Annotated in this window: 22 protein-coding genes and 1 pseudogene; 11 read left to right on the top strand and 12 right to left on the bottom strand. The window is 64.9% G+C overall.

Features of this window, described 5'->3' with window-relative positions; all coding sequences use genetic code 11:
• The first annotated feature begins 50 nt into the window (after nt 1-50).
• Together rfbD and rfbB are read left to right on the top strand one after the other, a co-directional pair.
• The gene (gene rfbD / locus GC162_11240; GenBank protein MBI1369212.1) at nt 51-926 is read left to right on the top strand and encodes a dTDP-4-dehydrorhamnose reductase; all 876 of its coding nucleotides are present in this window, start codon (nt 51-53) and stop codon (nt 924-926) included.
• A 66-nt stretch (nt 927-992) separates the two neighbouring features.
• A complete protein-coding gene (gene rfbB, locus GC162_11235) occupies nt 993-2,015 on the top strand; it encodes a dTDP-glucose 4,6-dehydratase (protein ID MBI1369211.1) in 1,023 nt (340 codons plus the stop codon).
• Between the two features lie 81 nt (nt 2,016-2,096).
• Here the strand turns inward: rfbB and GC162_11230 are convergent, their stop codons facing one another.
• The 5 genes from GC162_11230 to GC162_11210 form a co-directional block, all read right to left on the bottom strand.
• Complete coding sequence (locus GC162_11230; GenBank protein ID MBI1369210.1) at nt 2,097-2,522, bottom strand: PH domain-containing protein; 426 nt, start codon at nt 2,520-2,522, stop codon at nt 2,097-2,099.
• Between the two features lie 332 nt (nt 2,523-2,854).
• Complete coding sequence (locus GC162_11225) at nt 2,855-3,541, bottom strand: hypothetical protein (GenBank protein ID MBI1369209.1); 687 nt, start codon at nt 3,539-3,541, stop codon at nt 2,855-2,857.
• A 133-nt stretch (nt 3,542-3,674) separates the two neighbouring features.
• Entirely contained in the window at nt 3,675-4,886 is a 1,212-nt protein-coding gene (gene dprA / locus GC162_11220) for a DNA-protecting protein DprA (protein MBI1369208.1), read from the bottom strand.
• Nucleotides 4,855-5,478, bottom strand: coding sequence for a hypothetical protein (locus GC162_11215; protein ID MBI1369207.1), 624 nt, complete (start codon nt 5,476-5,478; stop codon nt 4,855-4,857). The genes dprA and GC162_11215 overlap by 32 nt, the downstream gene beginning before the upstream one ends.
• Before the next feature lie 84 nt (nt 5,479-5,562).
• Nucleotides 5,563-6,366 carry a DUF2437 domain-containing protein gene (locus GC162_11210; GenBank protein ID MBI1369206.1) on the bottom strand — a complete coding sequence of 268 codons (804 nt, stop codon included), beginning with the start codon at nt 6,364-6,366 and terminating at the stop codon, nt 5,563-5,565.
• Nucleotides 6,367-6,425: 59 nt separating this feature from the next.
• Here GC162_11210 and trpE point away from each other — a divergent pair, with 59 nt between their 5' ends.
• The gene (trpE, locus tag GC162_11205; GenBank protein ID MBI1369205.1) at nt 6,426-7,961 is read left to right on the top strand and encodes an anthranilate synthase component I; all 1,536 of its coding nucleotides are present in this window, start codon (nt 6,426-6,428) and stop codon (nt 7,959-7,961) included.
• Between the two features lie 477 nt (nt 7,962-8,438).
• On the opposite strand, the gene GC162_11200 is transcribed toward trpE, so the two are convergent.
• Together GC162_11200 and GC162_11195 are read right to left on the bottom strand one after the other, a co-directional pair.
• Entirely contained in the window at nt 8,439-9,065 is a 627-nt protein-coding gene (locus GC162_11200) for a uracil phosphoribosyltransferase (protein MBI1369204.1), read from the bottom strand.
• 586 nt (nt 9,066-9,651) lie between these two features.
• Nucleotides 9,652-9,906, bottom strand: a complete 255-nt coding sequence (locus GC162_11195) for a hypothetical protein (GenBank protein ID MBI1369203.1) — start codon at nt 9,904-9,906, stop codon at nt 9,652-9,654.
• 79 nt (nt 9,907-9,985) lie between these two features.
• Between GC162_11195 and GC162_11190 the strand changes: the two genes are divergently transcribed.
• Nucleotides 9,986-10,564, top strand: a complete 579-nt coding sequence (locus GC162_11190; protein ID MBI1369202.1) for a hypothetical protein — start codon at nt 9,986-9,988, stop codon at nt 10,562-10,564.
• Nucleotides 10,565-10,655: 91 nt separating this feature from the next.
• Here the strand turns inward: GC162_11190 and GC162_11185 are convergent, their stop codons facing one another.
• The 3 genes from GC162_11185 to GC162_11175 are packed head-to-tail and all read right to left on the bottom strand — an operon-like array spanning nt 10,656 to nt 12,092.
• Nucleotides 10,656-11,066, bottom strand: coding sequence for a molybdenum cofactor biosynthesis protein MoaE (locus GC162_11185; GenBank protein MBI1369201.1), 411 nt, complete (start codon nt 11,064-11,066; stop codon nt 10,656-10,658).
• Complete coding sequence (locus GC162_11180) at nt 11,039-11,284, bottom strand: molybdopterin converting factor, subunit 1 (protein MBI1369200.1); 246 nt, start codon at nt 11,282-11,284, stop codon at nt 11,039-11,041. Before GC162_11180 ends, GC162_11185 begins: the two co-directional genes overlap by 28 nt.
• Before the next feature lie 31 nt (nt 11,285-11,315).
• Nucleotides 11,316-12,092: a methyltransferase domain-containing protein gene (locus GC162_11175; protein ID MBI1369199.1), complete on the bottom strand. Its 777-nt coding sequence runs from the start codon at nt 12,090-12,092 to the stop codon at nt 11,316-11,318.
• Nucleotides 12,093-12,120: 28 nt separating this feature from the next.
• On the opposite strand from GC162_11175, the gene GC162_11170 reads away from it, so the two are divergent.
• The 4 genes and pseudogenes from GC162_11170 (at nt 12,121) to GC162_11155 (ending at nt 14,792) form a co-directional block, all read left to right on the top strand.
• Nucleotides 12,121-13,335 carry a molybdopterin molybdenumtransferase MoeA gene (locus GC162_11170; GenBank protein MBI1369198.1) on the top strand — a complete coding sequence of 405 codons (1,215 nt, stop codon included), beginning with the start codon at nt 12,121-12,123 and terminating at the stop codon, nt 13,333-13,335.
• On the top strand, nt 13,332-13,823 hold the full coding sequence (gene moaC, locus GC162_11165) for a cyclic pyranopterin monophosphate synthase MoaC (protein MBI1369197.1): 492 nt from the start codon (nt 13,332-13,334) through the stop codon (nt 13,821-13,823). Before GC162_11170 ends, moaC begins: the two co-directional genes overlap by 4 nt.
• Entirely contained in the window at nt 13,820-14,308 is a 489-nt protein-coding gene (locus tag GC162_11160) for a molybdenum cofactor biosynthesis protein (GenBank protein ID MBI1369196.1), read from the top strand. Before moaC ends, GC162_11160 begins: the two co-directional genes overlap by 4 nt.
• Nucleotides 14,253-14,792 (top strand): annotated as a pseudogene (locus GC162_11155) (NTP transferase domain-containing protein). Before GC162_11160 ends, GC162_11155 begins: the two are co-directional and overlap by 56 nt.
• A 179-nt stretch (nt 14,793-14,971) precedes the next feature.
• Here the strand turns inward: GC162_11155 and GC162_11150 are convergent.
• The gene (locus GC162_11150; GenBank protein MBI1369195.1) at nt 14,972-16,102 is read right to left on the bottom strand and encodes a PA0069 family radical SAM protein; all 1,131 of its coding nucleotides are present in this window, start codon (nt 16,100-16,102) and stop codon (nt 14,972-14,974) included.
• Nucleotides 16,103-16,156: 54 nt separating this feature from the next.
• Nucleotides 16,157-17,365: a glycosyltransferase gene (locus GC162_11145; protein MBI1369194.1), complete on the bottom strand. Its 1,209-nt coding sequence runs from the start codon at nt 17,363-17,365 to the stop codon at nt 16,157-16,159.
• Nucleotides 17,366-17,393: 28 nt separating this feature from the next.
• Here GC162_11145 and GC162_11140 point away from each other — a divergent pair, with 28 nt between their 5' ends.
• The 3 genes from GC162_11140 to GC162_11130 are packed head-to-tail and all read left to right on the top strand — an operon-like array spanning nt 17,394 to nt 20,447.
• Nucleotides 17,394-18,725: a hypothetical protein gene (locus GC162_11140; GenBank protein ID MBI1369193.1), complete on the top strand. Its 1,332-nt coding sequence runs from the start codon at nt 17,394-17,396 to the stop codon at nt 18,723-18,725.
• A 3-nt stretch (nt 18,726-18,728) separates the two neighbouring features.
• Nucleotides 18,729-19,235 carry a hypothetical protein gene (locus GC162_11135; GenBank protein ID MBI1369192.1) on the top strand — a complete coding sequence of 169 codons (507 nt, stop codon included), beginning with the start codon at nt 18,729-18,731 and terminating at the stop codon, nt 19,233-19,235.
• Nucleotides 19,236-19,244: 9 nt separating this feature from the next.
• A complete protein-coding gene (locus GC162_11130; protein MBI1369191.1) occupies nt 19,245-20,447 on the top strand; it encodes a glycosyltransferase in 1,203 nt (400 codons plus the stop codon).
• Nucleotides 20,448-20,453 lie beyond the last annotated feature (6 nt).

Genomic DNA, 20,453 nt, shown 5'->3' with positions numbered 1-20,453 from the left:
CCTTGTTCCCGCAAATGACAGTGTAAAAGTCCTCATGTAAAATCGACACGATGCAACCAAACTCTCCAACGGGCTCGTCCGGCGCATCTGCCAATCTCCTGCTCATCGGCGCCGGCGGCATGCTCGGCAGGGCCTGGCGGCAGATGCTTGCCGCGCGCGGCGCGACGTTTGACGCGCCCAAGCGCGGCGAGATGGACCTGACGAGCGAGGCGTCGATTGAAGCGGGCGTGCGCGAGGGGCATCGACTGGTCATCAACTGCGCCGCGTACACCGATGTCGACGGGGCGGAGACGCATGAAGCGGAGGCGATGCGGCTCAACGGCGAGGCGGTCGGCGTGCTGGCCCGGCGATGCGCGGCGGTCGGCGCGACGCTCGTGCATTACAGCACGGATTATGTGTTCAATGGACATGGCACGCGGCCGTACCGCATCGACGATCCGATCGAGCCGCTCAATGCGTACGGGCGGACCAAGGCGGCGGGCGAGCGGCTGCTCCTGGACAGCGGCGCGGACCATCTGCTCATCCGCATCAGTTGGCTTTACGCCCCGTGGGGCAAGAATTTCGTGCGGACCATCGCCCGGTTCGCCGCCGAGCGCGACGTGCTGCGCGTCGTCAACGACCAGCGCGGCCGGCCCACGAGCTGCGAACCCCTCGCCGCCGCCACGATGAAGCTCATCGACGCCGGGGCGCGCGGCGTATATCACGTGACCGACGGCGGGGAATGCACATGGCACGACTTCGCCGCGGAAATCGCCCGCCTGCGCGGGGCGGCCTGCCGCGTCGATCCGTGCACCACCGCCGAGTTCCCCCGCCCCGCCAAGCGCCCGGCCTATAGTGTGCTGAACCTGTCCGCGTCCGAAAAAATCCTCGGGCCGATGTCCGACTGGCGAACCAATCTGGCGGATGTGATTGGCCGATTAGAATGAAACAGGCCGCAAGCGGCCTCGCTAAACAAGCTGACGCCTGACCGCTGACACCTTTTGAGCTTCCCTATGACCAGAACACTTCTCATCACCGGCGGGGCGGGTTTTATCGGCTCCAACTTCATCCGTTTCGTCCTCGCCAACCGCGAAGGCATCCGCCTCATCAATCTCGACGCCCTGACCTACTCGGGCAATCTCGAAAATCTGGCGGACGTCGATGGCAATGACCGCTACGAATTCGTCCGCGGCGATATCTGTGACGCCGCGATTCTTGATCAGGTCATGCCGCGCTGCGACGCCGTCGTTCACTTCGCCGCCGAGTCGCATGTCGATCGTTCCATCATGGACTCGACGCCGTTCGTGAACACCAACATCCTCGGCACGCAGAAACTCCTCGACGCGGCGCGCCGCCACAACGTCGCCCGCTTCGTCCATGTCAGCACCGATGAAGTCTACGGTTCGCTTCCGCTCGAAAATCCTCAAATCAAATTCACCGAAGATACCCCCATCGCGCCCAACAGTCCCTACTCCGCCTCCAAGGCGTCGAGCGATCTGCTGGTCCGCGCGTATCACGAAACCTTCGGCATGGACACGCTCATCACGCGCTGCTCCAACAACTTCGGCCCCTACCAGTTCCCCGAAAAGGTCATTCCGCTGTTCGTGACGAACCTGATGGAAAACGTGCAGGTTCCGCTCTACGGCGACGGGCTGAACGTCCGCGACTGGATTCATGTCGAAGACCACTGCGAGGCCGTGCTGACCGTGCTGGAAAAAGGCACCGCCGGCCAGGTCTACAACATCGGCGGGAACAACGAGCGCACCAACCTCGAACTGACCCATTCGATCATCGAACTGATGGGCAAAGACAAGTCGATGATCCGCCACGTCACCGACCGCCTCGGTCACGATCGCCGTTACGCCATCGATGCGACGAAGATGAAGACCGAGCTGGGTTGGTCGCCGTCGCGCTCCGCCTGGCCCGCCGCGCTGGAGCAGACGGTCAAGTGGTACGTGGACCATCCGCAGTGGTGGAAGCGCGTCAAAAGCGGCGCGTATCGCGAGTATTACCAGAAGATGTACGGCAACCGGTGAAATACCGCCCCTTCCTCCTCCCGCGGCACTCAAGTACATACGTCGCCACAACACCCGCAGATCATCTTTCCAGACGCCGCGTCATATTCGACGACCCGCCTCGTTGACCTCGCGGATTTGCTGCAACACCCGCCGTTGAACTTCCGGCGCATCCTCGACACCGATCCACTTCGCGCCAAAGCTGCCCGCCGCTTCCTGAGATTGCCCCGTCATGTCACGGATTTCGATTGAACTGATCCCGGCCATCATTTCGGGCAGCGTTCTGCTGATGACCACATCGGTGATCCGTTCCAGCGGCACGCTTCGGACGCGATATCCGATGAAGCCATGACACCAGATGACGCGCTTGTTGGTGAGCCAGTAGTGGTAACGGCGCTCCGCCAGAACGGCCCAACCGAGAACAAATGGAAGCAGCACAATACCAATCACCGTGATGACGGCGGAAACCGCCGCGTACTGCACGAAGCGGTACGGACGGAGCGACAGAAGCACCTGCTCGTCGTCCATCAAGCGGATACCGAAATCCGATGGCGGTTCAGCGATGGTAGTCGTTGGGTTCGTTGCGATTGTAAATACCCCCTGATGTAAATCGCCTCAGTTGTCGATTGCCTGCGCAGACTTCCAATTGATCACATCATTATTCATCACTGACGTCGGTGGTCAACTGCAGCCGGTGGTTCGTCCAAACTACATCACCGACCGCGCCCGTTGCGAAGAGCGCCATACTTCGTCGCCACCCTCACCCCGGCCCTCTCCCGGCGGGAGAGGGAGTCAAACCATTGTGCAAATAAAAACGGCCCGCGATCGGGCCGTTTTTTTGATTCATATAAAACCACGCATCACAGCGACGACTGATTGGCCGGGGCCGCAGTGGTCGTTGCGGGTTTGGATTCGGGCTGGGGTTTGGGTTCGTCTTCGATGGCGGTGACGCGGGCGCTGGGGGTCTGGACGAAGAAGCCGACGGCTTCATCGGGGACGTCGGCGCTGAGCGTACCGCGGTCGAGGCGGATGGAGTTTTCGCTGGTGGTTTCAAAGGCGCAGTTGCCTTCGAGCGTGACGTGCACGCCGGAGGGCATGACGAATTCGATGCGGCCTTCTTCGAGGACGAGCGGGCCCTTGGGCAGCGGGCCATCGGTGGACGGCGCGCTGGACCCGGCGGCCCACTTGGCGTTTTCGGCCATCAGAAGCCGCGGCGTGTCGGCGAAGGCGACGGTCCGGTCCGGCCGCTCCGGCGTCGTGCCGGGCGTGACGGCGGCCTGGGCGGAGCGATAATCCGGTTTGGGCTTGACGAGCGGGTCGTTGGCGACCGTGGCGTCCAGGCGGGGGTCATAGGGTTTGGCGACAGAGGTCGAGGTGTCGTGTCGCACCCAGACGACGACGCCGATGGTGATGATGGCGAGCACCGGGCCGACCCAGCCCCAGGCGGCCGAGGGCAGCGGGCGGACGGCGGTGGCGTTTGCGGACGGCGTCGAGGGCGATGACTCGACAGGGGTCCCCGGCTTGGCACTTCGATATCGCTCGGTCACGGAACGGTCTCCTCAGGTGGGGCGAATCATAGTTTATCACAAGGGCCAAAAACAAACGAGTAAAATTTTCGACGCCCCATATCTATATTCGTTCTCAGGCCCCAAATTTGTACATGAACCTGCACAAATTGCGCTAATTTCTTCGCCGAACCCGATTAGCGGGCAATCTTTCGACCAATCCCGTCAATTGAAGCTGCATCAGATGCGACTGAAGCGTCGCGATCGGCAGATTCGTCAGCCCGCAAAGGTCATCAAGCGACATGGGCGAGACGGTCAATTTTTCGTAAATATGGGCGATGTCGCCGCTCAGGTTGTGCATTTTTGGACTGGAATCGGCGGTCGTCTCCTCCGCCGGACTCTCATCGAGGGCTGCTTTGAGCGTTTGCCCCGCTTCGCCGAGACATTCGAGGATGTCGGCGGGACTGGTCACGAGCGTGGCCCATCCCTCGCGGATCATCCGGTGGCACCCGGCGGAGGCGGGCGAGTCGACCCGACCGGGCAGGGCCATGACCTCCCGGTGGTGCTCCTCGGCGGCGAGCCGGGCGGTGATTGTCGCCCCGCTGCGGGCCGAGGCCTCAATAACCAGCACGCCCAGCGACAATCCCGAAATGATCCGATTGCGTGCGGGGAAGTTGTCGGCCAGCGGGGGCGTCCGCATGGGCAGTTCACTGATGACCGCCCCGCCGCCCCGGGCGATCTGCCCGAACAGTTCCTTGTTCTCCGGCGGATAGCACTGGCCCAGTCCGCACCCGAGCACCGCCACCGTCCGCCCGCCGCTGCGCATCGCCGCCGCGTGGGCCGCCGAGTCGATCCCGCGGGCGCCGCCGCTGATGATGGTCAGTCCCGCCTGGCTGAGCAGACCGGCGAGCCGGTCCGCCTGCTCGCGCCCGTACTGCGTGCACTTGCGGGCGCCGACCATCGCCAGCGCGAGCCCATCCGCTCGCTCAAGCGTGCCCCGCACATACAGCAGCGGCGGCGGGTCATCGATATGCCGCAGCAGCGGCGGATAAGCCGCCTCGTCGATCCCGATGAGCGTGACGCCCTGCGACTCGATAAGCCGGCGCTCGCCTTCGACATCCGCCTCGTGCATCGAGCGCCTGATGTCCTCGGCTTTGCGGTTGGAAATGCCCTTAACGGAACTGAGCGTCGCCACGCTCGCCTCAGATGCCTCGACAATGCCCCCGCAGGCCTCGACAAGCCGCCGCGTCAGCACCGGCCCCAGCCCCGCCGTCAACGCCAGCCGCAATCGCGCTTCAACCACCGGATCGGACATGGCCCAAGTGTAACACGCGGGATGTGAATTCGGGAGAAAATCAGAAAAGCGTTTCGGCCGGCGCTTCGACATCCGCTTCGTCGGCGGATGCGTCGGTCGGGTCGATCGCTTCTTGCGAAGCGGGTTCGTCGTCGAGCATCGCGTCGTCCTCGATGGCGGACTCGAGCGTCGGGTTGAGCAGCAGGCCCATCAGGATGAGCCAGCCGCCGAAGGCGAGCACCCACGGGCGGGACGGGCCGGTGATGAGACGGATGAGGCGGCTGTCCACGTGTGTCGGGTCGTCATCGCGCAGGACGAGCGGGTCAAGCTGCGGCTGGACCCATTGGGCAATCGACGGGAGCCGCGCGGGGATTTCCGAGCCGACGGGGACGACTTCGCTGCCCGACGGGCGGAGGCGCAGATGATGCCACGCCAGCCGTTCCAAGAGCAGCGGATCATCCCGCTGCACCGCCCGGACGAAGGCGTTGTAGTTCTGCTCCTCCAGTTCGAGCAGCGTGACCTGCCGGTCCAATAATTGGCGCTGCCGATCCAGCGCCCGCACATCGCGCCAGGCCGGCGTGAGCACGGTGGCCGACACGATCACGAATCCGCTCAAGAGCATCAGCCAGCCGCCGATGTCGATGCGGTCGAGAAAGTCGCCGAACTGGGTGAATAGACGCTTCATGGGACTCATCATTTATCGGGTCGGCATCGGTTCACACCACACAAAACCGCCCATCCCCGTTCAGTGACGCCGCTTGCGGCGGGCTTAACCCGCGACGATCGCATTCGTCAGCGAGCCGATCTTCTCGATGGTCAATTCCAGCTTGTCGCCCGGCTTCAGGTACACCGGCGGCTTCCGCGCCATGCCGACCCCGCTGGGCGTGCCCGTCAGGATGACCGTGCCCGGCACGAGCGTCACGCCGCTGGATAAAAACGCGATGAGCTTCGCCACCGGGAAGATCATGTCGGAGGTGTTCGAGTCCTGCATGACCTGCCCGTTGAGGCGGGTGCTGAGCCCGAGCGTCTGCGGGTCGGGGATTTCGTCGGGCGTGACGAGGACGGGACCGAGAGGGCAGAACGTGTCGAAGCCCTTGCCGCGGCACCACTGACTTCCCCCGCGGTCCTTTTGCCACAGGCGGGCGCTGACGTCGTTGCCGACGGTGTAGCCGAGCACGTGTTTGAGCGCGTCCGCTTCGCTGACGTTCTTGGCCGCCCTGCCGATGACGACCGCCAGCTCGACTTCGTAATCGACCTCCGGCGGGTCCATGCACAGGGGCGGGATCACGATCTTGTCATCGGGTCCGCACGCGGCGGAGATGTTCTTCATGAACAAGACCGGCCACTGCGGTATCTTCGCCCCGGTTTCCTCCGCGTGCTTGCGGTAGTTGAGGCCGATGCAGAGGATCACCTTCGGATCGATCGGCGAAAGACGCTTGGCGACCATCGCCCGCTTGCCGGTATCGCTGAACCCGGCGTAGGGATCGCCGGCGAGCAACGCCGCCGTGCCGTCGGCCAGATCGCGCCCGAATTGGATCGCGCCCTGTTCGTCCTTGAAACGGATGATGCGCATGGGTTTTGACCGCTTGTCGGGCTCGCCTTGAGCCCGCGGGTTCACTAAACTTGCGGGCTATGGTCCATCACCAACCCGCACCGGCTCAGTTTAGCCAGTTGGCCGCGCGCGGCAACCTGTTGCCGATCTACCGACGCATCTTCGGCGACACGCTCACCCCCGTCGCCGCCTACCGCAAACTCGTCCGCGACGACGCCCGCACCGCGCCCAGCTTCCTCCTCGAATCCGTCGTCGGCGGCGACCGGCAGGCCCGCTATTCCTTCATGGGCGCTCAACCCCTCGCCCAAATCGTCGCATGGGGCACCCGCGTCCGCCGGCGCGACGGCGACAAAGTCACCGAAGATGACTGTGCCGACCCCCTCGCCGAACCCGCCCGCGCGACGCGCGATGACCGACTCGTCACGCTGCCCGAACTGCCGGATTTCACCGGCGGATGGGTCGGCTACGCCGGTTACGACACGATCCGATACAGCGAAGGCGAGAAGCTGACCAAACCGCCGACCGACGACCGCGGGCTGCCCGATATGCAGTTCGGCCTGTACCGCCAGGTCGTGGCGTTCGATCATGTCAACAAGTCAATTCTCGCCATCACGCACGTTCGGCTCGATGAGCACGACTCCATCGACGCCGCCTACGCCGCCGGCTGCGCGGAGGTCGACGCGCTCGTCGCCCGCCTCGAAGCCCCGCCCGTGCCGATGACGAGCGGCGACGTTTCGACGATTAGCGGAACGCCGACGCCCGGCGACTCGAACATGACCCAACCGCAGTTCGAGTCGATGATCGAATCCGCCAAGGAATACATCAAGGCCGGCGACATCTTTCAGGTGGTGCTCTCGCAGCGCTTTGAGCGGACGACGCAGGCGGATCCGTTCGATATCTATCGCGCGCTGCGCGTGGTGAATCCCTCGCCGTACATGTTCTACGTGCAGGCGGAGGGGTGCATGCTCGTCGGCTCCTCGCCGGAGATTCTCTGCCGCGTGCAGGACGGTGTCGTGACCAACCGACCGCTCGCCGGGACGCGCCGGCGTGGGGCCACCGATGCCGAGGATCGCGCCCTTGAAGCCGAACTGCTCGCCGATCCGAAAGAGCGTTGCGAGCACATCATGCTCGTGGACCTGGGCCGCAATGACGTGGGTCGCGTCGCCCAGCCCGGTTCGATCGCGATTCCCGTCAAGATGGAAGTCGAGCGGTACAGCCACGTCATGCACATCAGCTCGACCGTCACCGGCAAACTGCGCGGCGACTGCGACTGCTGGGACGCCCTGCGTGCCGCCCTGCCCGTCGGCACGGTCAGCGGCGCGCCGAAGGTGCGAGCGATGCAGATCATCGACGAACTGGAGCCGACCCGCCGCGGACCCTACGCCGGGGCCGTCGGCTACGCCGATTTCGCGGGGAATATGGACATGGCGATCGCCCTCCGCACGATGGTCGTCATGCCCGCCGCCAAGACCGGCCAGTGGAAGGTCTACCTGCAAGCCGGCGCCGGCATCGTCGCCGACTCCGTGCCCAGCAGCGAGTATCAGGAGACGGTCAACAAATCCGCCGCCATGGCCCGAGCCGTCGACATCGCCGAGTCCGCCTTCGCCAATTCCTGACCGCGCACCGGCGCAACCCCCCGCCGCCGATTTCGGTGCAACGACGCCCCGCCTCATTTTCCCTGATCTTCCCGCAATAATGACGCAATCTCGCCATCCGCCGCGCGCACCGGCGCGCCCGTGCGCACCGCAATGGAAGACAACGCCGCCCCTATGCGCGCCGCCACTGGACTTACATCACCCCTTGCCTCCCCCGTGCGCGCTTTTGCCATCCCCGTGCGCGTTTTGCGAACCAACCGTGCGCCAAACGACGCAAATGAAAACTCCCCGCCAAAAATCGCGTCGCGCGAAATAGCGCATCACTCCGTCGTGAAATGCAATCGGTTCGCCGAGGAACACGGCTTCGCGGCGCTCGATGGCTCGATATGACCAATAACAATTGCCTAATGCCTAATGACCAATGCATCAGCCATCAGCCATTCGTCAATGATCATTGAAAGACCTCAAAACACATCCCGCCACCTGATCAACCTTCCCTCACACCGTCCCGAAAATCCGGTCCCCCGCGTCGCCCAGGCCCGGCACGATGTAGCCCTTGTCATTCAATCGCTCGTCCACCGCACACACATAAATCTGCACATCCGGGTGCGTCCTGTTCACATGCGCGATCCCCTCCGGCGCCGCCAGCAAGGACACCTGCTTGATCCGCGGCACGCCCCACCGTTTCAACGCCTCGATCGCCGCCGTCGCCGACCCGCCCGTCGCCAGCATCGGATCGACAATCATCCCCACATCCGGCGGATCGTCGCTCGGCAACTTGTGATAATACTCCACCGGCTCCAGCGTCCGCTCATCCCGATAGATCCCCAAGTGCCGCACCTCCGCCCACGGCGCCATCGCCAGCACCGCCTCCACCATCCCCAGCCCCGCCCGAAGAATCGGCACCACCGCCAACCGATGCTTGAGTCGAAACCCCCGCGTCGGCGTCAGCGGCGTCTTGACGTCGATCGCCTCCAACTCCAGATCGCGCATCGCCTCGATGCACTGCACGAACGTGAGCTGCCCGACGAGCTGCCGAAACGTCGTCGGCGGCGTCCGCTCATCACGCAACTGCGAAAGATAATGAGCCACCAGCGGATGCTTCGTCACGTGCGCCTGCGTCATGCGAATCTCCAACCGAGTCAATCGAATGCCGAATCATCAGAGTTCAACCGCCGAGGCGCCGAGGACGCAGAGATTGGAAAAAGAGCTTCGGGTTCTGTCTTGCTCTGCGCCCTTGGCGTCTGGGCGGTTCAATTCTCCGGCAAATCCAAGGTGCGACCCGGGGCCGGAAGTCGTGCCTCGCAGACTCCCGGACCCCGTTGGGTCGCGTGTGCATCGGGTCAACTGGGTGCAAACCTGCGGCCCAGTCCCCACCCGCATTGGGGAATCTAACACACCCCGCCCCGCTTCGCACGTCAAAATCCGCCCCCTCTGGGTCATAACGCCCTTTTTCCCCCCGCCCCGCACTCTGGCACGCCGTATGTATTACTTCTACCGTCACTCACTGGCCGACCCAGAGAATTACTCCTGATGACCCGAATCGTCGGGCGGAGGCGGCAGTGGGAAACGCCGGTCTGGTCCATGCCCCTGGCGCCAGACCGGCAATTTGAACACGAGGGGACAAAGATGAGCCACGGATTCCACCCACAACCGTGGTCCTTCCCCCGGCGAAGTCGGACGCCGGGGGAATTTTTTTGCGCGCGGTGCGTCAACTTCCGTGCAGCACGCCGAGCCACAATAGAAAGCTGTTCATGCACGCGGCGCACAAGACGATGAGCAGAAGCCAGAAGATGAATCGACCCAATCGATGCTGACGCGACTCGACCTCCGCCGGGTCGAAACCGAGAAATGTCAATGATGTTTTCGTGTCGTTGTCGTCGTCGTAGAACAATTGCCTCATCCAATGATCGCGCGGCCGAGTGTAGGCCCAGACCATCACGAGAAGGACCGGTGCGATCAGCATCCATGCATCAGGTTCGTTCGACCATTTCAGCAATGTTCGACCCTCGGCCTGTCTCCCGCCCAATGGTCTATCATATGTCATGCTCACTCACGACCCTCAACACTACGGTCCCGCATTCGCGGATGTGCTTTCGCCGGCGCGGGTCATGCCGCTGGGGCCCGGGGCGCCGAACGGGGCGGCGCGGAAGGCGCTGGAGGCGCTGAGCGTGGACCGCGCGTTTGCGGGGAACACGGTGGTCGATGCGGATATGGCGCGGGCGGCGCTGGCGGGCGTCTGGCTTTATCACGACTTTTTCGATCCGTCGCATGCGTTGAGTCAGGCCATCGACACGCCGACCGGTTCGTACTGGCACGGGATCCTCCACCGGCGCGAGCCCGATTATTCCAACGCCAAGTATTGGTTCCGGCACGTCGGGCATCATCCGGTGTTCGAGCCGCTCGCGGCGGCGGCGGCGCACGTCACGGCCAATACGCAGGAGATGCGGGCGGTGCATCTGTCGAGCGAGCCGGCGTGGGACCCGATGGACTTCGTGGACATGTGCGAGAAGGCCGCGCGGGATCATGAGGACAACGAACTGGCGGTGATCTGCCGCAAGATTCAGATGCGCGAATGGTGGCTGCTGTTCGATTACTGCTACCGGGCGGCGCTGGCGCGATGAACGTTTAGCGGCGGGGCAACGCCCCGCGTTTAGCGACGCCGCTCGCGGCGGGTTTTTTCGTCAATCATTGAACCCGCCGCGAGCGACGTCGCTAAACGGGAACCGCCTTTTTCCACAGCGGCACGTCGCGCTTCATGCGATCGATGAACACATCCATCGCCGCCAGCGCTTCCTTCCGGTGCGCCGACGCGATGCGCAGGCGGAACGAGCATTCGCCCACGCCGACGCGGCCGGTCGAGTGTTCGACGCACAAACCTTTCAGACCGTGCATCGCGATCAGTTCGTCGCCGATCCGCTGGAGCATCTTCGACGCCATCGGCTCGTACGCCTCATACTCCAGCGCGGCGATCGGCTCGCCGTGTTCGGTCGGCCGCGCGACGCCCTCGAAGCACACCAGCGCGCCATAACCCGGCTCGCAGGCCCACGGGGCGGGCTGCGCCGGCAACGGACCCGAGATCAGATGCACCGCCGTCCTCATCCGCCCGACACCTGTCCGATCCATGCGACCTCGTCGTCTTCGCCGATCGTCTTGTCATCATCGGCGAATTCGTGATTCACGGCGAAGCGCGCATGAGCAAGATGCGATGCGAGCTGCGGAAACCGTTCGGCGATCGCCGCGCGAAGGCGCCCCGGCGTCACCGGGTCCGCCACATCGACGCGCACTTCCGCCGCGCCCACCGCCTGCGCCTCGGGGCCGAAAACTTTGATCGTCACCAGCATCGGCTCATTCTATAACCCGGCGGCGGTAACGTCAGACCGTCGCGCCGGCCTTGACCGCCAGCACGGCGAAATGCGTCTGCGTCTGCATGAAATTCCCGAACGGACCTGACACGACCGGCCGGGTCGGCATCAGGTACATCCGCTGCGACAACTGGGAAATCGTGCGGTGATTTTCCAGAAGCGAGTACGGATACCACCAGCCGTCGTCTTGGGAATAGCCCTGACGGCGGAAGCCCTGCTTGATGAACGTCACCGCGCCGAGGAGTCCGCTGGCGTAGAGCCAGAGGCGCAGGCGTCTCATCTTCGCCGAGCCGAAGGCGAAGTTGTTGTGATCGCTGATGAGCACGGCCTTGCGCGCGACGCGGAACATTTCGCGGATCACCACGTTGGGGTCATCGACGTGATGCATGATGCCCGTGGCGAAAACCAGGTCGGCGGCGTCGTCGCCCATCGAAAGCCGCTCGCCGGAGCCCTCGTTCAGGTCGGCATCGGGCAATTGCTGCCGGGCGATCTTGAGCAGTTCGACGGACGGCTCGACGCCGTGCAGCTTGATGCCCGGCAGCAGCTCGGCCAGGCGCGCCAGTGATCGCCCGGTTCCGCAGCCGACTTCCAGCGCGGAGGCGATGTTCATGCTTTGGAGCAGCGGCAGCGCATCGTTCAAAGCGCGCATGTGCTCGGCGTTCTGCTCCCCGCCGTGCAGAACGTCGTATTGGTCCGCCGTCTTGTTGTAGTAATCCAGAACCCGCTGGGACATCGCTTGACCTTGCGCACGTGAAGGATGATCGAAAGCGTCGGCCGCCGGCTGCATTGTAACACGCGGCCGCTATGATGAGCGCATGAGCGATCTGAAGATTCACCAGCCCGTCAGCGCCGCGGACGCCGTCGCGGCGATGCGCGAAGCGCTGGGCGCGACGGGCGTCGAAGAGGTCGCCTGGCCCGAGGCGACGGGGCGGATTCTTGCGGAGCCGATCGTGACGGATCGGCCCAGTCCGGCGGCGGACGTGAGCGCGATGGACGGTTATGCGGTTCGGCTCGCGGATGTGAAGGCGGGGCGGATCGATGTGGCGGAGGTGATGTTGCCGGGTCGGCGGCCGGGGCCGATGCCGATCGGGTTGTGCGTGCGGATCATGACGGGCGCGGTGGTGCCGCCGGGCGCCGACGCGGTCATCAAGCGCGAGGATGTCGAGGAACATGACGATCACGTGCTGCTCCCGCCGGGCATCGCGGCGACGGCGCATCAGAACATTCGCCGCTGCGGGGAGAACATGGGCGCGGGCCGGCCGGTGCTCGAAGCGGGCAGCGAACTGACGCCGGCGGCGGTGGCGGCGATGGTGTCGTTCGGGTATGGGCGTGTGCGGGTGCATGAGCGGCTGCGGGTTTCGATCATCGTGACGGGCGACGAACTGCTCGGTGCGGACGATGCGGTGTCGCCGTGGCAATTGCGCGACTCGAACGGGCCGGCGCTGGCGGCGATGATCAAGGCGCAGGCGTGGATCGAACTGGTGAAGGTCACGCACTGCCCGGATGATCGCGATCAGCTTCATGCGACCATTGCGCATGCGATGAGCCGCAGCGACGCGGTGCTTTTGACGGGCGGCGTGTCGGCGGGGACGCACGACTTCGTGCCGCAGACGCTGCGCGACAATGGTTGCCGCCTCGTGTTTCACAAGTTGTCGATGCGGCCGGGTCGCCCGGTGCTCGGCGCGGTCGGGCCGGGGGGACAGGCCGTGTTCGGCCTGCCGGGCAATCCGCTGTCGGTCATGGTGACGGCGCGGCGGATCGCGCTGCCGGTCATGGCGCATCGGGCGGGGCGAAGCGCGGGGCGGGCGGCGAGCATGGTTTCGCTCGATGAACACGACGGACGGGCGATTGCGCTTTGGTGGTATCGGCCGGTGCGGATCATCGCCGATGGCGTCGCTTCGCTCGCCGACACGCGCGGGTCGGGCGACGTGCCCGCCGCGGCTTCGACGGACGGGTTTGTCGAAATTCCGCCGGAGGGTGCGACGACCGGCCCGTTTCCCTTTTATGCATGGACCGGCTCAATCGCATGACACGCAAACTCACACATACCGATGATCACGGGCAGGCGCGCATGGTCGATGTCGGCGACAAGCAGGTCACGACCCGCCGCGCCGTCGCCGAGGCGCGTGTGCGCGTCAGCGCCGAACTGGCCGACGCGATCGCGCACAACGCGCTGGTCAAGGGCAACCTGCTGGAAGTGTCGCGGCTCGCGGGGATCACGGCGGCGAAGCGCACCGATGAACTGATCCCGCTCTGTCACGCCCTGCCGCTCGAACACGTCGATGTGCGGGCGAAGCTCGACGGGCAATGCGTGTATCTGCGGGCGGAGGCGCGGACGAGCGGGAAGACGGGCGTGGAGATGGAGGCGTATACGGCGGCGGCGATCGCGGCGCTGTCGGTGATCGACATGGGCAAGGCGATCGATCCGGGGATGGTGATCGAATCGATCCGTCTCATCGAAAAAACCGGCGGGCGTCGCGGGGACGTTCGGCCGCACGCTTCGGAGTTCCCGGCATGAATGCGAGTGTATTGACGATATCGGATCGGTGTGCGCGCGGCGAGGCGGAGGATACGTCCGGGCCGGCGCTTTGTCAGATGTTGCGCGAGACGTTCGGCGCGACGGTGCTGGCGGCGCGGTGCGTGGCGGACGATCCGGATGCGATTGGTCATGTGCTTGTGGAGTGGTCGGATGCGACGCCGAGGCCGGACCTGGTGTTGACGACGGGGGGGACGGGGCTGGGTCCGCGCGATGTGACGCCGGAGGCGACGCGGCGCGTGCTGGAGCGCGAGCATCCGGGATTGATTCAGCTCATGCAGATGCGCTGCTACGCGAAGACGCCCAAGTGTTTTTTATCGCGCGGGATCGCGGGGACGATCGACCGCACGCTGGTGATCAATCTGCCCGGCTCGCGCAAGGGGGCGATCGAATCGCTCGAAGCGCTGGCGGATGTTTTGCCGCATGCGATTGAAACCTTGCGCGGAGGGGATCACGCGCGGAAGTGAAGAGTTGGGGATCGAGGGTTGGGGATCGGGGATTATGAATTCGACGAATGACAGTGCGGCGGGCGGGCGGGTGCCGGTGTTTGTGCTGGCGGGTGGAAAGAGTGCGCGGTTCGGGTCGGATAAGGCGCGGGCGGTTTGGCGGGGCAAGGCGCTGTTGGTGCATGTGGCGGAGCGGCTCGGACCGGTGGCGAGCGAGCTGACGGTGATTGCGGAGTGTGCGGGGAACTATGAGGATTTGGGGCTGCGGACGATTGGGGATAGGGAACCGGGGTTGGGACCGGTTGGGGGATTGGTCACGGCGCTTTTGCAGGGGCATGAGCGGTTCGTGCTGGCGGCGTGCGATTTTGCGGAGGTGGAGGCGGCGTGGGTTGCGACGCTGCTGGCGGCGGATCGTGCGGGAGCGACGGCGACGGCGTTTCGTGATGATCGATGGCAACCGATGCCGGGGGTGTATCACGCGCGGATCGGTGCGTTTGTCGAAGGCGCGGCGTCGATGCAGGCGGTGCTCACGCGGGCGGGGGCGACGGCGGTGGCATGCCCGGCGGGCTGGCCGGTGCGGGCGGGGTTCAATACGCCGGGGGAGTTGCGGGAGCGGGAGTGAGCGAGGCGTGAAGGCAGAGGGAACGCCCCTTCGAGGCGGGCGCTAACGATGCGGAGCGGGGGTCAATTGTCTTCGAAGAGGGCGAGTTGGGCGACGTCCTGGGGGCGGCGGAAGGCGGCGGTGTTGAGTCGGTGGGTGCTGTGGCGAAGGTTGCAACGGGCGGAAAAGACGTCGAAGGTCTGGCGAATCTGATCGGCGTAGGCGCCTTCGCCGCGAAGGCGCTGGCCCCATGTGGCGTCGTAGAGCTTCCCGCCGCGCATGTCGCGGATCAGCGACTGCACATGCGTGCGGCGGTGCGGGGCGTGACGGGCGAGCCAGTCGTCGAACAGGTCCTTGATCTGATACGGAAGACGCAGCATCACGTACCCCGCCCCCGACGCCCCCGCCTCGGCGACGGCTTTCAAAATGGCGGGCATCTCCCGATCGTTGAGCCCCGGAATGATCGGCGCGACCATGACATGGACCGGAATGCCGGCGGAGGCGAGCCGCCGAATCGTCCACAGCCGATCGCGCGGACTGGCCGCCCGCGGCTCCAGCGCGCCGGCGAGCCGGGCGTCCAGCGTCGTCACGCTGATCGCCACATGCACCGCGTCATGCCGATTCAGCTCCGTCAGCAGATCCAGGTCCCGCAGGATCAGCCGGCTCTTGGTGATGATGCTCACCGCCTGCCGCGCCTCGGCCATGACTTCCAGACACCCGCGCGTGATTTTGAGCTGCGCCTCGACCGGCTGGTAGCAGTCGGTGACGCCCGACATCATGATCGGTTCGCCCTTCCATCCCGCCCGCCCCAGTTCCTGCCGCAGCAGACTCGGCGCATCGACCTTCGCCAGCAGCTTCGACTCAAAATCCAGCCCGCTCGAAAGCCCCAGCGTCTCGTGCGTCGGCCTCGCGTAACAATAAATGCATCCGTGCTCGCAACCCCGGTACGGATTGATCGACCACTTGAACGGCAGGTCCGGGCTGTCGACGGGATTGATGATCGACCGGGTCCGATCGCGGTACACCTGCGTCCGCACCTGTCGCCCGAGGGCATCGACACCCCGCTCGATCGCCACCTGATCCAGATGCTCGCCCAGCACGTGCAGCGAAAGCTTCTCGAAGCGATTGGTCGGATTGAGCTGGGCCCCCCGCCCCCGCACCGGCCCGTCCGCCAGCACGCCCCCCGCATATGTTTCTGATCGATCCTTGACCATGACCCTAATATATGCCGTACAAGCCGGCGTGTCAAGGATTCTGTTTGGTTAATTTTAGGTTTTTCTTGCCGCCATCATCCGTTCATACTCCGCCGTCAGGCCGGCGGCGATGACGGGCCAGGTGTAGTGGTCGGCGACGAGCTTGGCGCCGATTTGGCCCATGGCTCGGGCGGCGGCGGGGTCGGCGGCGAGGCGGGTCATCGCCCTTGCGAATGCGGCCGGCTCCAGCGGCTCAACGTAGCCCGCCCCGACGTCCCCGACGCGGCCGAAGTGGCACGCCTGCGAGATCACCACGGGCAGGCCGCTCGCCAGCGCCTCGGTGATGGCGATCGAAAAGCCCTCGGCCCGGCTGGGCAGAATGAACGCCGCGGCGTCGCGCAGAAGATGACGCTTTTCGTCCCCGTAAATCGGGCCGGTCATGTGCACCCGCCCGGTCAGTCCCCGTTCGTCGATGCGTTTGCGGAAGTCCGCCTCCGCCCCGCCGTCGGGCCCCGCCACGACGAGGTCGAATGTCTGATCATGCTCCGCGAACTGCGCGAAGGCGTCGGCGAGGATGTCCAGCCCCTTCTTGTAATGCAGTCGCGAGAGGAACACGAAAAACGGGCGCTCGCCGATCTTCGGGTGCGATTTGCGAAAGAGTCCCGCTTGCGGAGCCGGCTGGTATTGTTCGATGAAGACGCCGTTGGCGATGACGCGCACCGGGGCGGTGAGTTTGAGCGGGGCCCAGAGCGTCTGCTCATCCTCATTGAGCGCGTGCAGGAACAGGGCGCTGTCGAGCATGCGCCGACCGCTGACCGCCAGGGCGAGCCGCTTCTTGAGCGCCTTCTGCGACAGCGACCACGGATCGAGCATCCCGTGCGGCGCGACGACATACGGGCAATCCCACCGCCGCATCATCTTCGCCGACCGCAGCAGCATCGGCTCCCATACCCCGTGCAAATGCCCCACGCACGGCCCATCCATCTTCATCACCCGCACCACTTCGCGGCAGACTTCGCCGGCGAGAATCCGCCCGGCCAGCGAGCGATCGGTGACGGCGTGTCGCTGCACGCGGTCGGCGCCGGGCGTCTGATCAACGAATTTGCGGATGTTTTCGGCGGCGTGGGGCGATTGCTCGTAGATGAGATGGACCTCATGACCGGCGGCGGCCTGCGCGGATGCCAGCGGCAGCGCCACGGCCGGGGGGCCGCCGGCGGCTGGGTCCAACGTCGCGATAATATGGCAGATTCTCATCGGTTTCGCATGATTCGTCCGCAGACTCATCGGCGTTTTATCCGATAGACTATTGAGTATGCAAACCGTCCTCTACGGGATCGTGATCATCAGTCTGTTCGGCGCGACGCTGCGATGGCCGGCCGCGGCGCTGGGCGGGATGCTCTGTGCCAACGGCGTGTTCCAGTGGGCCCAGACTTCCGTGCCCCTCATCGCGGCCCATCCGATGATCTCCAACTACCTCATCGGCGCCACCATGGTGCAGGGCGTCATCATCCTGATGTTGCGGGGCAAGGCCATGTCGCGGCAGTATCCGCCGGCGGGATGGTGGACGCTGATCCTTTTCGGCTTCGCGTTTTTGTCAATTCTCTGGGCGCTGGACCCGGACGACGCGATCACGAATCTGCGCAATCGCGGGCTCTACATCGCCGTGACGGTGATTTTGTCGCCGATGCTGATTCAGGATTCGCGCGACCTTCGGGCGGCGCTGATCACGACGATCATCCTCGGCGGGACGCTGTGCGTCGTGCTCATCGGGGCGGGCAACTGGGCCGGCCGCGGTCTGGAGGCGACGTCCGATGCGAGCGTGGGGCTCAACCCGCTGGGCATCGCGTCGCTGGGCGCATACGTGACAGTGATCGCGGCGCTGATGAATTTCTCGGGGATCGGTCGGGTGCTTCAGATCCTGCGATGGGGCGTGGTGGCGGCGGCGCTGCTGTTGATCATCCTCACGCAGACGCGCGGACAGTTCCTGGTGGCGCTGCTGATGCTGCTTTTGTTTCTGCCGATCGGCCGCGGGATGCAGAACAAATGGGGCTTCATCGGCGCGCTGTTCGGGCTGATGATCGTCGGCGGACTGAGCGGCGTGCTGCTGTCGACGATGGCGTACGAAGGGCGATGGAACGTCGGGGAGATGATCAACAACTTCAAGGAGACGCGGCTCGAGACGTCGATGCTCGTGCTACAGGACTGGTGGGAGGCCGGGCCGATCTACTGGCTCATCGGGCTGGGCAACTCCGCGAGCTTTTCACCGAGTCTGCTGGGCAAGTATCCGCACATGGTCCCCTTGGAGATTCTCACGGAGGAGGGCCTCGTCGGGTTCACGCTGTTCTGGTACATCGTGTACATCGGCACGCGGTCGATCGCCCGCATCTACCGGCTCATCAAGGACGACGCGATGCAGCGTGGCGCGCTGGCGGCGGTCGGCGCGCTTTTCTGGGCGAACGTGATCCTCTCGTTCAAGCAGGGCTCAATGATGCAGAGTCTGGACCTGTTCCTGTTCGCCATTCTGCTGGGGCGCTTCGAGCTGGCGGTGCGCGATGAATATGTCGAGCCGGCGGTTGAGCTGGCGCCCCCGCCGGCGCAGCGCGTCGTGTATGCCGCGGAAATCCGTCCCCGGACGCAGTCGTAACCCATGCGGATCGTCGTGCTCATTCTCGTTTACCTGGCCGCCATGACGCTCGTGCTGATCATGCCGCGCGTCTATCACCAGAAGCTCGTCACCAGCGTGTACCTGACGGACGACGGGGACGGCGTGTGCAAGGTGCTCGCCGGTCACAACGCCGCGTCGGGCAGCGGGTCCGACGAATTGGTCGACCGCATCGCCGCGTACGCCAACTTCCCCGGCAATGAAGATCAGGCGGTCGTGCGCAAGCCCGACGGCAAGTATGTTTTCATCGAGCACACGCACAACCTGTTCGCCGAGTCTCAGACGTTCGACACGATGGATCTGCTCAAGCTCGGGCATGCGGACAAGGCATGGGACGCGCTGGCGTGGAAGACGCCGAGTTTCTGGAAAGCGCCGGAGGGGTACAAGCGGATGGCGATCGCGGGGGGTGTGACGGTGGTGATGGTTTTCATATTGGCGAGCATGCTTGGGAGCAAGGGCGCCGCCGACGCAGCCGGGCCGCCGGGCCGGTAGACTACCTTGATGAGCGCAGCGTCCGAATCAACTTCGCATCCGCCGGCGATTCGACTGGCGATCTGTCAGCCGGCGCTGCCTTCGTATCGTGTGCCGGTGTTCAATCTGCTGGCGCGTCAGCCGGGCGTTTCGCTGAGCGTGTTCGCGGGCGATCTGGAGGGGCTCAGCAGCGGGTCGGACGAGGCGAAGGATTTTCAATACCGGGCCGCGCCGATTGACGAGCATCGGCTCGGGCCGCTCGGTTTCAAGTTTCAACAGGCGATGCTCGATGCGGCGGACGCGAAGCGGTTCGATCTATTGATTCTGCCATGGGACGCGCACTACCGCTCGGCGGCGATCGCGATCCGCCGGGCACGCCGATGCGGGCTGCGGACGGTGCTTTGGGGTCACGGCTACTCGAAGCGGCCGCGCCGGTGGCGCACGTGGATGCGCAATCGCATGGGCAAATCCGCCGACGGCGTCATGCTGTACACGAAAACGATCGCGGACGGGCTGATCCGCAACGACGGCTTCGACGCCGACCGCGTCTTCGTCGCACAGAACGCGCTGGACCAGGCGCCGATTCAGGCGGCCCGACAAGCGTGGCTCGACAAGCCCGACGATCTGGCGGCCTTCCAGCGCGAGCATCAGCTCGATGCGGGCAAGACGATCGTGTTCGTCTCGCGCCTGTATGCCGACAACCGCGTGGACCTGCTCATCGAAGCGACGGCGAATCTGGCGGGCGAACATCCGTCGTTCAAAACCGTCATCATCGGCGACGGCCCGGACCGCGAGCGACTGACGAAGCTGGCGGCACAGCGCGGCATCGCCGAGCGCGTCGTTTTCACCGGGAAGATTTACGATCAGATGAAGCTGGCGCCGTGGATGATGTCGTCGAGCGTGTTCTGTTATCCGGTGAACGTGGGGCTGAGCATTCTGCATGCGTTCGGATATGCGCTGCCGATCGTGACCAGCGATTCGACTGCCGCTCAGAACCCCGAGATCGAGGCGCTTTCGCCGGGCGTCAACGGGCTGACGTATCGCGACGGCCAGGTCGATGATCTGGCGAGCGTGATCGGCCGGGTGCTGGGCGATGCGGCGATGCGGGCGAAACTCAGCGACGGGGCGCTGCGGACGGTGACGGACAAGTACACGCTGGCGAACATGGTGCAGGGGTTTTTGGATGCGATGCGCCTTGTCGACGGGCGGCGACGCGCGGTTGCAGCGTCGTGAGCCGTT

The organism is Planctomycetota bacterium, from assembly GCA_016125255.1.
Lineage (GTDB): Bacteria > Planctomycetota > Phycisphaerae > Phycisphaerales > Zrk34 > RI-421.
This window is presented reverse-complemented; position numbering and strand designations above follow the sequence as displayed.

Bases quoted from the DNA above. Each gene is read 5' to 3' on its own strand.
- GC162_11145 (MBI1369194.1), bottom strand. From the start codon at position 17,365: ATGAGTCTGCGGACGAATCATGCGAAACCGATGAGAATCTGCCATATT.
- moaC (MBI1369197.1), top strand. From the start codon at position 13,332: ATGACACGCAAACTCACACATACCGATGATCACGGGCAGGCGCGCATG.
- GC162_11230 (MBI1369210.1), bottom strand. From the start codon at position 2,522: ATGGACGACGAGCAGGTGCTTCTGTCGCTCCGTCCGTACCGCTTCGTG.
- GC162_11190 (MBI1369202.1), top strand. From the start codon at position 9,986: ATGCTCACTCACGACCCTCAACACTACGGTCCCGCATTCGCGGATGTG.
- trpE (MBI1369205.1), top strand. From the start codon at position 6,426: ATGGTCCATCACCAACCCGCACCGGCTCAGTTTAGCCAGTTGGCCGCG.
- GC162_11215 (MBI1369207.1), bottom strand. From the start codon at position 5,478: ATGAAGCGTCTATTCACCCAGTTCGGCGACTTTCTCGACCGCATCGAC.
- GC162_11170 (MBI1369198.1), top strand. From the start codon at position 12,121: ATGAGCGATCTGAAGATTCACCAGCCCGTCAGCGCCGCGGACGCCGTC.
- GC162_11210 (MBI1369206.1), bottom strand. From the start codon at position 6,366: ATGCGCATCATCCGTTTCAAGGACGAACAGGGCGCGATCCAATTCGGG.
- GC162_11175 (MBI1369199.1), bottom strand. From the start codon at position 12,092: ATGCAGCCGGCGGCCGACGCTTTCGATCATCCTTCACGTGCGCAAGGT.
- GC162_11180 (MBI1369200.1), bottom strand. From the start codon at position 11,284: ATGCTGGTGACGATCAAAGTTTTCGGCCCCGAGGCGCAGGCGGTGGGC.
- GC162_11140 (MBI1369193.1), top strand. From the start codon at position 17,394: ATGCAAACCGTCCTCTACGGGATCGTGATCATCAGTCTGTTCGGCGCG.
- rfbB (MBI1369211.1), top strand. From the start codon at position 993: ATGACCAGAACACTTCTCATCACCGGCGGGGCGGGTTTTATCGGCTCC.
- dprA (MBI1369208.1), bottom strand. From the start codon at position 4,886: ATGTCGAAGCGCCGGCCGAAACGCTTTTCTGATTTTCTCCCGAATTCA.
- GC162_11200 (MBI1369204.1), bottom strand. From the start codon at position 9,065: ATGACGCAGGCGCACGTGACGAAGCATCCGCTGGTGGCTCATTATCTT.
- rfbD (MBI1369212.1), top strand. From the start codon at position 51: ATGCAACCAAACTCTCCAACGGGCTCGTCCGGCGCATCTGCCAATCTC.
- GC162_11150 (MBI1369195.1), bottom strand. From the start codon at position 16,102: ATGGTCAAGGATCGATCAGAAACATATGCGGGGGGCGTGCTGGCGGAC.
- GC162_11130 (MBI1369191.1), top strand. From the start codon at position 19,245: ATGAGCGCAGCGTCCGAATCAACTTCGCATCCGCCGGCGATTCGACTG.
- GC162_11160 (MBI1369196.1), top strand. From the start codon at position 13,820: ATGAATGCGAGTGTATTGACGATATCGGATCGGTGTGCGCGCGGCGAG.
- GC162_11185 (MBI1369201.1), bottom strand. From the start codon at position 11,066: ATGGATCGGACAGGTGTCGGGCGGATGAGGACGGCGGTGCATCTGATC.
- GC162_11195 (MBI1369203.1), bottom strand. From the start codon at position 9,906: ATGCTGATCGCACCGGTCCTTCTCGTGATGGTCTGGGCCTACACTCGG.
- GC162_11135 (MBI1369192.1), top strand. From the start codon at position 18,729: ATGCGGATCGTCGTGCTCATTCTCGTTTACCTGGCCGCCATGACGCTC.